Origin of the sequence: Stenotrophomonas sp. CC22-02, from assembly GCF_004365115.1 — a bacterium.
GTDB classification, from domain to species: Bacteria; Pseudomonadota; Gammaproteobacteria; order Xanthomonadales; family Xanthomonadaceae; genus Stenotrophomonas; species Stenotrophomonas forensis.
The window spans coordinates 137,294-150,114 of record NZ_SOCO01000001.1; the positions used below are offsets into that span (position 1 = coordinate 137,294).

The window sequence follows — 12,821 nt, forward strand, 5'->3', positions numbered from 1 at the left end:
CCCAAAACCAGTCCAATCAGGAGCCGTACCGATGAATCGGATTTATCGCAAGGTCTGGAACAAAGCATTGGGTCAGTTGGTGGTGGCTTCGGAACTGGCCTCCTCCGGCAGCAGCGGTGGTGGGGTCGTCGACCAGCGCCGCGATGCGACACAGGCCACGCCGGCCTTGCTGGCAGTGGCGCTGGGCCTGGTATTGGGGTTGGGCATGAGCGGCACCGCCGCCGCACAATCAGTGCAGATCGGCGGTAGCGCCACCTGCGTCGCATTCAGCGGCAAGCTGCTGGAAAAGTGCCTGATCGAAGGCTCGGCCACGGCCAAGGGCAGCAACGCGGTGGCGATCGGCAGCAACAGCAATGCCAGTGCCGCCAACAGCGTGGCGCTGGGCGCTGGCTCCAAGGCCACGCGAGCCAACACCGTGTCCGTCGGTGATGCCGGCAAGGAACGGCAGATCACCCATGTCGCGGCGGGCGCCCAGGCGACCGACGCGGTGAACAAGGCGCAGCTCGATGCGCAGGCACGGGCCACGCAGGCCGCGATTGCCGACGTTGCAGCAGACGGCAGCCGCTATTTCAAGGCCGACGGCGCAGGTGATGACAGCGACGCGGCGAAGATCGACGGGCAGGGCGCATTGGCGGCCGGTGCCGGTGCGCAGTCGCTGGCCAATGCCACCACTGCCATTGGTACCCAGGCCATCGCCGCCGGCATCGGCGCCAGCGCGTTCGGCCAGGGCGCATTGGCCATCGGCGATGCCAGCGTCGTGGTCGGGCAGAGTGCTGCAGCCTTCGGCCTGGGCGACACCGCCGTGGGTGCCAGTGCCTATGCGGCCAGCGAGAACGGCGCGGCCACCGCGCTCGGCGCGTTGTCCGAAGCAACCGCTGATGGTGCCACCGCCGTCGGTGGCGGTGCCGTGGCGATGGGCCCGGGCAGCACCGCGCTGGGCCGTGGCGCGACGGCCGCCAACGAAGCATCGATTGCAGTCGGTGCGTTCAGCACCGCCGTCGGTGAATACAGCACCGCGCTGGGTTCCAATTCGGCGGCGGTGGCCACCGGCAGCGTGGCGCTGGGCGCCGGCTCGCTGGCCGACCGTGTCGATACGGTGTCCGTTGGTGCCGCCGAATACGGCCTGACCCGGCAGATCACCAGCGTGGCTGCCGGTACCGAAGACACTGATGCTGTCAACGTGGGCCAGCTGAAGGACGTGGCCGCCGTGGCCGATGCCACCGCCAAGCGCTTCCAGGCCAACGGCAGCAGCAACAGCGATGCCGGTGCGCTGGCCGAGGGTGACGAGGCGCTGGCCGCAGGCGAAGCGGCCAACGCGATCGGCAAGGGCGCCACCGCCGTGGGTGCCGGAGCCACGGCCGTCGCGCAGAACGCCACCGCCGTCGGCAACAACGCACTGGCCTCGGGCCAGAACAGCGCAGCGTTCGGCAACAACGCGCAGGCCAATGGCCCGGGCAGCGTTGCCGTCGGCGGTGCAGCGGTCGATGCCGATGGCAATCCACTGATCACCAGTGGCGGTGTGCCGGTGGAAACCGGCGCCACCAGTGCCGGTGTCGGTGGCACCGCCGTAGGCGCCAGTGCCGATGCCGGTGGTTTCGCCGCGTCGGCCTATGGCGTGGGCGCCTATGCCGCCGGTGCGCAGTCGTCCGCGTTCGGCGCAGTCGCCAATGCCATCGGTGACTACTCCACCGCGCTGGGCACGCAGAGCAACGCCACCGGCACCAGCAGCGTGGCCATCGGTGGCCCGGCCGACCTGATTCCCGGCCTGGGCTTCTTCGTGCAGACCCAGGCCAGTGGCGAAGCCGCAACCGCGGTCGGTGCCGGCGCCATCGCCAGCGGCGATCGTGCGGTGGCCAACGGCAGCCTGACCGAAGCCTCCGGCGCCGAAGCGACTGCGGTCGGCTACTTCGCCTACGCACCGGGCGAGAACGCCAGCGCGCTCGGCGCGCAGACCTGGGCCAGCGGCGCGCAGAGCACGGCGGTGGGCTACTACGCCACTGCACGCGGCGCCAACAGTGTCGCACTCGGCGCGAATTCCGAAGCAGTGCGCGCCAACAGCGTGGCGGTGGGGAGTGCTGGCAACGAACGGCAGATCACCAGCGTTGCTGCCGGCAGCGAAGCCACCGATGCGGTGAACAAGGCACAGCTGGACGCCGTGGCCAGCACCGCCGACAGCACGGCGCGCTTCTTCCAGGCCCAGCCGGAAGCGGGCAGCGATGCCGGCGCACTGGCCGAGGGTGAAGGCGCGGTTGCGGCCGGTTCGTCCAGCAATGCGATCGGTGCCGGCGCGGTTGCACAGGGCGCTGCAGCCTCGGCGATCGGTGATGACAGTGTGGCGGTCGGCCGCAACAGCAACGCCACCGGCAAGGGCGGCGTGGCGATCGGTGGCCTCGGCCAGGCCTACGACGAGTACAACCAGCCGATCATCGGTGCCGACGGCACGGCGCAGCAGGTGGGTACCACCGCCGTTGCCGACGGTACGGCGGTCGGCAGCGGTGCACAGGCCACCGGAGCCGCCAGCAGCGCGTTTGGCAACGCTGCCAGGGCCAGTGGTGACAACAGTTTCGCCGCGGGCGGCAAGTCGCGCGCGACCGGCGCCTATGCGGTGGCGGTGGGTGACAGTGCGTTCGCCAGCAGCGATGACAGCACCGCTGTCGGTGGCTACAGCTGGGCCACGGCCAGCGGCGCCAGCGCCTTCGGTTCCGGCGCGTGGGCCACCGCCACCAACGCCTCGGCCTTCGGCAACGCGGCCTGGGCCAGCGGCAACGGTGCAACCTCCATCGGTTACAACAGCTGGGCCAACGGCGCCAGTTCCACCGCGATAGGTCGCGGCGCCTTCGGCTATGGTGACAACAGCGTAGCGCTGGGCTTCCAGGCGCTGGGCAACAGCCTCAACAGCATCGCCATCGGCACCAACACGGTGGCCGGTGGTGAAAGCGCGATCGCGCTCGGCGCCGGCAGCAATGCCAGCGCCAGCAATGCCGTCGCGCTGGGCGCCGGTTCGGTCGCCAACCGTGCACGCACGGTGTCGGTCGGCAGCGCCGGCAACGAACGCCAGGTCACCAACGTGGCTGCTGGCACGCAGGCCACCGATGCAGTGAACAAGGCGCAGCTGGATGCGGTGGCAAGCACCGCCACCACCACCAGCCGCTTCTTCCAGGCCAGCGGCAACGGCGACGATGTGGCCGGTGCGCTGGTGGAGGGGGACAACGCGCTGGCGGCGGGAGACGCGGCCAACGCCATCGGCAATGGCGCCACCGCGCTGGGCAGCGGCGCCAACGCACTGGCCAACAATGCACAGGCACTGGGCTTCAATGCACTGGCGACCGCGGCCAACGCCAGCGCGGTGGGTGCCAATGCACAGGCCACCGGCGAGTACGCCACCGCGCACGGTGCGGAAAGCGAGGCCAGCGGCGAGCAGAGCGCTGCTTTCGGTGCCGCCAGCATCGCCAGCGGCGCCGGCAGCACGGCGAGTGGTGTGCTGTCCGAAGCGTCCGGCGAAGAAGCCGTGGCCGTGGGCTACTTCAGCAATGCCAGTGGCGATGCGGCGACCGCCGTGGGCAGCGAAAGCGTGGCCAGCGGTACCGCATCGGCGGCATTCGGCATCGGCGCCGAAGCCACCGGTGGCTACAGCACCGCCATCGGTGGCTACGCGCAGGCTTCGGCCTTCAATGCCACCGCGTTCGGCAATTTCGCCAATGCTTCCGGCTCCAACAGCGTGGCCCTGGGCGGCGATTCGGAAGCGTCCGGTGCCTACAGCACGGCAACCGGCCAGGGCAGCCTGGCCACCGGCACCAACAGCGTTGCCGTCGGTGGCTCGTTGTTCGGTGTGCTGGCCACCGAGGCCTCGGGCAACTACTCCACCGCCGTGGGCGGCGGCGCCTGGTCGGGTGGCATCAACAGCACCGCGCTGGGCAACGCCGCCGAATCGCGCGGCGCCAACAGCGTGGCGCTGGGTGCGGACTCGATTGCAGACCGTGACAACACCGTTTCGGTGGGCGGGGGCGGCAACACCCGCCAGATCACCAACGTAGCCGACGGCACGCAGGGCAACGACGCGGTCAACAAGAACCAGCTCGATGCGGTCGCCGCTGCAGCGGAAAAAACCAGCAGGCAGTTCCAGGCCAGCGGCAATGCCGATGGCGAAACCGGCGCACTGGTCGAGGGCGACAACGCGCTGGCGGCCGGTGATGCGGCCAATGCCATCGGCAACGGTGCCACCGCACTCGGCAGCGGTGCCAATGCGCTGGCTGCCAATGCCACGGCCGTCGGTATCGATGCGCTGGCCACCGGCAACAACGCAGCGGCGCTGGGCAGTACCGCGCAGGCCACCGGTGAAGACAGCCTGGCCCTGGGCAGTGGCGCCAGCGCCAGCGAGCTGGGTGCCAGCGCCACCGGCGCACGCGCTCAGGCCAGTGGTGCGTACAGCACTGCAACCGGCACCGAGTCCAATGCCAGTGGCACGCAGGCATTGGCCAGTGGCTTCCGCAGCGCTGCCTCCGCCGATGGCACCACCGCTGTCGGCGGCTACGCCGAAGCCAGCGGCCGCCTCGGTACCGCCCTCGGCTATGGATCGGCGGCCAGCGGTGCCAACACCACGGCGGTCGGCTTCGGCGCGGCCGCGGCCGGTACCGGCGCGGTGGCCGTGGGCCAGTCCAGCGAAGCCAGTGGCGAAGAGAGCGTCGCCATTGGCGGCAGCACCTTCTTCGGCCTGATCCCGTCGCGTGCCAGCGGTACTGGCGCCGCGGCATTCGGCGCAGGTGCGTGGGCCACCGAAGACTACGCCACCGCCATCGGCTGGAATTCGTGGGCGGCGGGCAGCAGCGCCACCGCACTCGGTGCCAACGCCACCGCCAACGGCAGCAACAGCGTCGCTCTCGGTGCGGGCTCCAAGGCGGACCGCGACAACACCGTTGCCGTCGGCAAGGCCGGTAGCGAACGCCAGGTGACCCATGTTGCCGCCGGCACCGAAGCCACCGACGCGGTGAACAAGGGCCAGCTGGATGCAGTGGCCACGGTTGCCGACAAGACCAGCCGCCAGTTCCAGGCCAGTGGCAATGCCGATGGCGAGGCCGGTGCACTGGTCGACGGTGACAACGCCCTGGCGGCCGGCAACGCGGCCAACGCCATCGGCAACGGCGCTACGGCGCTGGGCAGTGGTGCCAACGCGATGGCCGCCAATGCCACCGCAGTCGGCTTCGATGCACTGGCCACCGGCAACAACGCCGCGGCGCTGGGCAATGCGGCACAGGCCAGTGGCGTCGACAGCGTGGCGGTGGGCAGCGGTGCCAGCGCCAGCGAACTCGGCGCCAGTGCCAGCGGTGCCGGAGCCCAGGCCAAGGGCGCCTACAGCACCGCCAGCGGTGCGCAGGCCACGGCCAGTGGCACGCAGTCGCAGGCCAGCGGCTTCCGCGCCAATGCGTCGGCCGATGGCGCCTCGGCACTGGGCAGCTATGCCGAAGCCAGCGGTCGTCTCGGTACGGCAGTCGGCTACGGCAGCAAGGCCACTGGCGCGAACGCCACTGCGGTGGGTGTCAGTGCCAACGCCACGGCGGCCGGCAGCATCGCACTGGGTGCCGGCTCGGTGGCCGATCGTGCCAACACCGTGTCGGTCGGCAGCGTCAGCACCGACCGCCAGATCACCCGGGTTGCTGCGGGTACCGAGCGTACCGATGCGGTCAACCGCGGCCAGCTCGATGCAGTGGCGGCGACCGCCGACGGCACCGCGCGCTACCTCAAGGCCACCGGCAGTGGTACCGCCAGTGCCAGCGGTAGCGATGCCGCGGCCATCGGGTCGGCGGCCAGTGCCAGTGGCGCACGCAGCAACGCCGTGGGCGCCAACGCGATGGCGATCGGCAATGGCGCGCTGGCACTGGGTAACAGCGCCGGTGCATCCGGTGCCAACTCGGTTGCGCTGGGCGCAGGGTCACGTGCGCTTGATGCCAACGTGGTCTCGGTCGGCGGCGGCAATGGCACCGATGGCCCGGCGACGCGCCGCATCGTCAACGTGGCTGATGGCCGCATCGGTGCAGGCAGCACCGACGCGATCACCGGCTCGCAGCTCAACGTCACCAACCAGCGTGTCGGTGCGGTGGAGACCCGCGTGGGCGATTTCGATTCGCGCATCGCCACGGTCGAAACCACCGCAGCCAGCGCGGTCAGCTACGACGATGCCAGCCGTGACCGCCTGACCCTGTCCGGCTTCCAGGGCACCACCCTCGACAACGTCGGCGCGGGCAGCATCGCTGCCGGCAGCCGCCAGGCCATCAATGGTGGCCAGCTGTTCCAGTCGCTCAGCGACGCCGCCAGCTTCCTCGGTGGCGGTGCCAGCGTGGGCATGCAGGGGGTGTTCGTGGCGCCGAACTACGTGATCCAGGGCGCCACCTACAGCAATGTCGGCGATGCGCTGGGCGCGCTGGATCGCAAGGTCAGCGAAATCGACCGTCGTACCGCCGGTGGCACGCGCGCCGGGACCGCCAGCCTGCGCGCGATGAGTGCGCCGCTGGAGGACGGTGCGCAGGCCAGTGTCGCCGACGCACGGGTGACGGCGGACGCAGCACCGGCCAGCACCGCGCGTGTGCAGGGTACGCCGACCGCGGCTGCGGCGGGTGCCGGCATTCCGGTGGGCACCCCGGCGAGCGGCTTCAATGCAGTTGCCATGGGAGACGGCGCCGTTGCCAGTGGTGCCTCGTCCACCGCCATCGGCCAGGGGGCCAATGCCAGCGCAGCGAACGCGGTGGCGCTGGGCCAGGGCTCGGTCGCCGACCGCGCCAACACGGTGTCGGTGGGCAGCGAAGGCAACGAGCGCCAGGTGACCAACGTGGCGGCCGGTACCACGGCCACCGACGCGGTCAACAAGGGCCAGCTCGACCGTGGCATGGCCACCGCCAACAGCTATACCGACAGCCGCGTCCAGGCTGTCGCCGACAGCTTCGATGTGTTCAAGGGCGAGATCGATGGGCGCCTGCGTCACATGGACCGCCGCATCGACCGTCAGGGCGCGATGAGCGCCGCGATGCTCAACATGGCCACCAGCGCGGCCGGTATCCGCACCCAGAACCGGGTCGGCGTCGGCATCGGCTTCCAGGGTGGCGAATCGGCATTGTCGCTGGGTTACCAGCGTGCGATCAGCGATCGCGCCACGGTCACCTTCGGCGGTGCCTTCAGCAGCGATGACAGCTCGGTCGGCGTCGGTGCCGGCTTCGGCTGGTAGCCCGCTCCATTGCGCCGGCGGCCACCCACGCCGGCGCAGCACCTGCAGTGAGGGCCTGGGGGGAGGTCACGGCAATCCCGGCTGGGCCGGCCGGGAGTCGTCAAGGAATGATGGCCGCAGTGTTGGTTCGATCCATGACCCAGAAGAGGAATTTCGACGTGATCAAGAAGCAGAACCTTCGCATCAATGTGCTTGCCGCCGCCGTGCTGTCGATGACGGCCGTCGGTGCCGTCCACGCCGCCGGGTTGCCGACCCGTGAGCCGGTGCGACAGGCCAGCACCGCCCAGCCGGGGGCCGAGCGCATCATCGTCAAGTACCGGGCCGGGGCTGCCGCCGCCAGCGACCGCTCGGCCAAGTTGTCCACCGTGCAGTCGGCGCTGACCCGTGCCAGCCTGTCCGGCGGCACCTCCCGCGCCAGCACGCTCGGCCCGCAGGTGGTGCGCAGGCTCGCCACCGGCGCGGACCTGATCCGCGTGCAGGGCCGCCTGGCCCCGGCCGAACTGCAGCGCGTGCTGAAGGAACTGCAGGCCGATCCGTCGGTGCAGTACGCCGAAGCGGACGTGAAGCTGCGCCGCACCGAGCTGCGTGCCGGCGACGTTCAGCCGGCACTGGTGCCGAACGATCCCTTCTACCAGCAGAACCAGTGGCACCTGCACAACGCGGTCGGCGGCATCAACGCACCGGCGGCGTGGGACGTTTCGCAGGGCGAGGGCATCGTGGTGGCGGTGATCGACACCGGCATCCTGCCGCAGCATCCGGACCTGGTCGGCAACCTGCTGGAAGGCTACGACTTCATCAGCGACGCGGAGACCTCGCGCCGCCCGACCAATGATCGCGTACCCGGTGCGCAGGACTACGGCGACTGGGTCGAAAACGATAACGAGTGTTACGACGGCTCGCTGGCCGAAGACAGTTCCTGGCACGGCACGCACGTCGCCGGCACCGTGGCCGAGCAGACCAACAACGGCGTCGGCATGGCCGGTGTCGCCTACAAGGCCAAGGTGCTGCCGGTGCGCGTGCTGGGCAAGTGTGGCGGTTACCTGTCCGACATCGCCGACGCCGTGGTGTGGGCATCCGGCGGCACCGTATCGGGCATCCCGGCCAACACCAACCCGGCCGAGATCATCAACATGAGCCTGGGCGGCAGCGGCGCCTGCGGCAGCACCTACCAGGACGCGATCAACGGCGCCATCTCGCGCGGTACCACGGTGGTGGTGGCCGCCGGCAACGAGACCGACAACGCATCCAAGTACCGGCCGGCCAGCTGCGAAGGCGTGGTGACCGTGGGCGCGACCCGCATCACCGGCGGCATCACCTATTACTCGAACTACGGCACCCGCGTGGACCTGTCCGGTCCGGGTGGCGGCGGCAGTGTCGACGGCAACCCGGGGGGCTACATCTGGCAGACCGGTTCCAATGCAGCGACCACGCCGGAGTCGGGCACGCCGGGCTACATGGGGATGGGCGGTACCTCGATGGCCTCGCCGCATGTGGCAGCCGTTGCCGCACTGGTGCAGAGCGCGCTGATCGCCAAGGGCAAGGATCCGCTGACCCCGGCCGCGATGCGCACCCTGCTGAAGGAAACCGCGCGTCCGTTCCCGGTCGCCATTCCGGCAGCGACCCCGATCGGTACCGGTATCCTTGACGCCAAGGCTGCGCTGGCCAAGGCACTGGAAGAACCGTGCACCGAAAACTGCGGGCCGGTGGCGACGCCTTTGACCAACAAGGCGGCGGTGGGGGGCCTGAACGGCGCTGCCGCCAGCAGCAGGCTGTACAGCTTCGAGGCCGTGGCCGGCAAGCAGCTCAGCGTGATCACCTACGGCGGTACCGGCAACGTCTCGGTCTACCTGGCGCAGGGCCGCGAGCCGAGTGCCACCGACAACGATGCGCGTTCGACCCGCCCGGGCACCTCGGAAACGGTGCGGGTGACGGCACCGACCGCCGGCACCTATTACATCAAGGTGGTAGGCGAGGCGGCCTACAACGGCGTGAGCATCCTTGCCACGCAGTAAACACCTGCCGACGTAGTTGAATGGCCGAGGCCCGTCACCCTGTGTGACGGGCTTCGTCTTTTTACGAAAGGTGGCCGAGGGGCGGCGGAAATCACGGCTTAACTGCTAAAGTCGGAGCGATTGACAGGAGAGTCACGTGAACGCGCTCGCCGCAACCGTTACCGACGACGCCGAAGGCCGCATCCTGGATGCGCTGCTGGCGCGTGGCCGGCTCAAGGAAGGAGACCTGGCGCGCGCGCGGCCGCTGCACGCCGAGGCCGGCGGCAGCCTGCTCGGCCTGCTGGTGCGGTTGGGGCTGGTTTCCGAGCGCGACCAGGCGCAGGCCAGCGCCGAGGTACTGGGCCTGCCGCTGCTGGAGGGCAAGCAGGTACCCGAAGCCCCTCCGCAGGCGCTGGCCGAAGGCCTGCCGCTGTCGCTGCGTTTCCTCAAGCAGTTCCACGTATGCCCGCTGGAATTGAATGAACAGGGCGTCCGGCTGTGGCTGGCCGACGCCCACGACGCCTACCCGCAGCAGGCCGTGCAGCTGGCGCTGGGGGTTCCGGTGACGCCGGTGCTGGGCATGCGCGCGGAGATCGATGATCTGGTCGAACGCTGGTTCGGCCAGGGCCGCAGTGCGATGGGTGCGATCGTGGAAACCGCCGACGGCGAGGGCGGTGCGGTCGACGACATCGAGCACCTGCGCGATCTTGCCTCGGAAGCGCCGGTGATCCGCCTGGTCAACCTGGTGATCCAGCGTGCGGTGGAACTGCGTGCTTCGGACATCCACGTCGAACCCTTCGAAAGCCGGCTCAAGGTGCGTTACCGCGTCGATGGCGTGCTGGTGGAGGGCGAAAGCCCGCCGGCCAACCTGACCGCCGCGGTGATCAGCCGCATCAAGATCATGGCCCGGCTCAACATCGCCGAGCGCCGCCTGCCGCAGGACGGCCGCATCATGCTGCGCGTGCAGGGCAAGGAGCTGGACCTGCGCGTGAGCACCGTACCGACCGCGCATGGCGAAAGCGTGGTGATGCGCCTGCTCGACCGTGAAACGGTGGTATTCGATTTCCATCGGCTCGGCTTTACCGACGCCTTCCTGCCGCAGTTCCGCAAGGTGCTGGAACAACCGCATGGCATCCTGCTGGTCACCGGCCCGACCGGTTCGGGCAAGACCACCACGCTGTACACCGCGCTCAGCCAGCTCAACACCGCCGACGTCAAGATCATCACCGTTGAAGATCCGGTCGAGTACCAGATCGAGGGCATCAACCAGATCCAGGCCAAGCCGCAGATCGGGCTGGATTTCGCCAACGCCCTGCGCAGCATCGTGCGCCAGGACCCGGACATCATCATGATCGGCGAAATGCGCGATCTGGAAACCGCGCGCATCGCCATCCAGTCGGCGCTGACCGGCCACCTGGTGCTGTCCACCCTGCACACCAACAATGCGGCCGGCGGCATCACCCGCCTGCTCGACATGGGCGTGGAAGACTACCTGCTCACCTCCACCATCAACGGCATCCTGGCCCAGCGCCTGGTGCGCCGGCTGGAGCCGACCCACGCCGAGCGCTACCCAGCCTCGCCGGAAGAGATCGAACGCTTCGAGCTGCGCCGCCTGCAGCCCGAAGGCCCGATCCACCTGTTCCGCCCCAGGCCCTCGGCGCTGGCACCGACCGGTTACCTCGGCCGCACCACCATCATGGAATTCCTGGTGATGAACGATGCGCTGCGGCGCGCAGTGATGCGCCGTGACGGCATGGGCGAGATCGAGCGCATCGCGCGCGAAGCCGGCATGCGCACCATGTACGAAGATGGCCTGTCCAAGGCGCTGAGCGGGCAGACCACCATCGAGGAAGTGCTGCGCGTGACCGAGGAAAGCTGATGCGCGCAGGACGCCGGGGCTGACATGCCGAACTATCGCTACAGGGCACTCAATCCGCACGGCGAGATCTTCGACGGGCAGATGGAAGCGGCCAGCGAGGCCGAACTGGTCGCGCGTCTGCAGGACCAGGGCCACCTGCCGATGGAAACGCAGTTGGCCGATGGTGGCGCGATCGGCGGCAGCAGCTGGCGCAGCCTGCTGCGCCAGCGCCCGCTGCAGGGCGCCGCGCTGCTGCAGTTCACCCAGCAGCTGGCGACCCTGCTCGGTGCCGGCCAGCCGCTGGACCGCGCGCTGTCGATTCTGCTGGGTCTTCCGGAAGACGAGCGTTCACGCCGTGCCATCACCGACATCCGCGACGTGGTGCGTGGCGGTGCGCCGCTGTCCACCGCGCTGGAACGCCAGCACGGCCTGTTTTCGCGCCTGTACGTGAACATGGTGCGTGCCGGCGAAGCCGGCGGCAGCCTGCATGAAACCCTGCAGCGCCTGGCCGATTACCTGGAACGCAGCCGCGCGCTGCAGGGCAAGGTGATCAACGCACTGGTCTATCCGGCGATCCTGCTGGTGGTGGTGGGCGGCGCGCTGCTGTTCCTGCTTGGTTACGTGGTGCCGCAGTTCGCGCAGATGTACGAAAGCCTGGACGTGGCGCTGCCGTGGTTCACCAACGCGGTGCTGCAGCTGGGCTTGTTCGTGCGCGACTGGTGGGTGCTGCTGCTGGTGGTGCCGGCCGTGCTGGCGCTGTTCTTCGAACGCAAGGCGCGGCAACCGGCCTTCCGCTTGGCCCTGGATGGCTGGCTGCTGCAACGGCGTGGCATCGGCCGCCTGCTGGGTGAACTGGAAACCGCACGGCTTGCGCGCACGCTGGGTACGCTGCTGCGCAATGGCGTGCCGCTGCTGGGTGCGCTGGGCATCGCCCGCAACGTACTGGGCAACCGTGCGCTGGCCGCCGATGTCGAGGCGGCTGCCGATGAAGTGAAGAACGGTACCGGCCTGTCGCTGGCGCTGTCACGCGGCAAGCGCTTCCCGCGCCTGGCCCTGCAGATGATCCAGGTCGGCGAGGAATCCGGTGCGCTCGATACCATGCTGCTGAAGGCCGCCGACACGTTTGAACAGGACAGCGCCCGACGCATCGACCGCCTGCTGGCGGCGATGGTGCCAGCGATCACCCTGGTGCTGGCCTCGGTGGTCGGTGCGGTGATCGTGGCGGTGCTGGTGCCGCTGTATGACCTGACCAATGCCATCGGTTGACGATGGATCCCTACGCAACCCCGACACTCCGCAACCGAAAGGACCGACCATGATTGCTTCCCGTCGACCGATCCGCCTTTCCTTCACCGCCGCGCGCAACCAGTCGGGCATGAGCCTGCTGGAAATCATCATCGTCATCGTGCTGATCGGCGCGGTGCTGACCCTGGTCGCCAGCCGCGTGCTGGGCGGCGCCGATCGCGGCAAGGCCAACATCGCCAAGGCCCAGGTACAGACCGTCGCGTCCAAGATCGACAATTACCAGATCGACACCGGCAAGCTGCCGGGATCGCTCAACGACCTGGTGACCGCACCGGCCGGCATCGGCGGCTGGCTGGGGCCGTATGCCAAGCCGGCCGACCTGAACGACCCGTGGGGCCATGCGCTGGAATACCGTGCGCCGGGCGAAGGCCAGCCCTACGAACTGGTCAGCCTGGGCAAGGACGGCAAGGCCGGCGGCAGCAGCGTCGACGCTGACATCCGCTACCAGCCCTGA

General features: G+C 69.4%; 5 protein-coding genes. All 5 read left to right on the forward strand.

From position 1 onward, the window contains the following. The first annotated feature begins 31 nt into the window (after positions 1 to 31). The 5 genes from N440_RS00615 to gspG all read left to right on the forward strand — a co-directional run bounded on the left by N440_RS00615 (position 32) and on the right by gspG (position 12,821). Positions 32 to 7,213 carry an ESPR-type extended signal peptide-containing protein gene (locus N440_RS00615; RefSeq protein ID WP_133933765.1) on the forward strand — a complete coding sequence of 2,394 codons (7,182 nt, stop codon included), beginning with the start codon at positions 32 to 34 and terminating at the stop codon, positions 7,211 to 7,213. Positions 7,214 to 7,371: 158 nt separating this feature from the next. Further along, entirely contained in the window at positions 7,372 to 9,225 is a 1,854-nt protein-coding gene (locus N440_RS00620; protein WP_133935943.1) for a S8 family peptidase, read from the forward strand. Positions 9,226 to 9,361: 136 nt separating this feature from the next. Further along, on the forward strand, positions 9,362 to 11,083 hold the full coding sequence (gene gspE / locus N440_RS00625; RefSeq protein ID WP_133933766.1) for a type II secretion system ATPase GspE: 1,722 nt from the start codon (positions 9,362 to 9,364) through the stop codon (positions 11,081 to 11,083). Positions 11,084 to 11,107: 24 nt separating this feature from the next. After that, complete coding sequence (locus N440_RS00630) at positions 11,108 to 12,328, forward strand: type II secretion system F family protein (protein WP_133933767.1); 1,221 nt, start codon at positions 11,108 to 11,110, stop codon at positions 12,326 to 12,328. Positions 12,329 to 12,377: 49 nt separating this feature from the next. Continuing rightward, positions 12,378 to 12,821: a type II secretion system major pseudopilin GspG gene (gspG, locus tag N440_RS00635; protein WP_053448754.1), complete on the forward strand. Its 444-nt coding sequence runs from the start codon at positions 12,378 to 12,380 to the stop codon at positions 12,819 to 12,821.

What these genes read in the sequence shown, in the direction of transcription:
- N440_RS00615 (WP_133933765.1), top strand. Translation starts at nt 32, where the DNA reads ATGAATCGGATTTATCGCAAGGTCTGGAACAAAGCATTGGGTCAGTTG.
- N440_RS00630 (WP_133933767.1), top strand. Translation starts at nt 11,108, where the DNA reads ATGCCGAACTATCGCTACAGGGCACTCAATCCGCACGGCGAGATCTTC.
- gspG (WP_053448754.1), top strand. Translation starts at nt 12,378, where the DNA reads ATGATTGCTTCCCGTCGACCGATCCGCCTTTCCTTCACCGCCGCGCGC.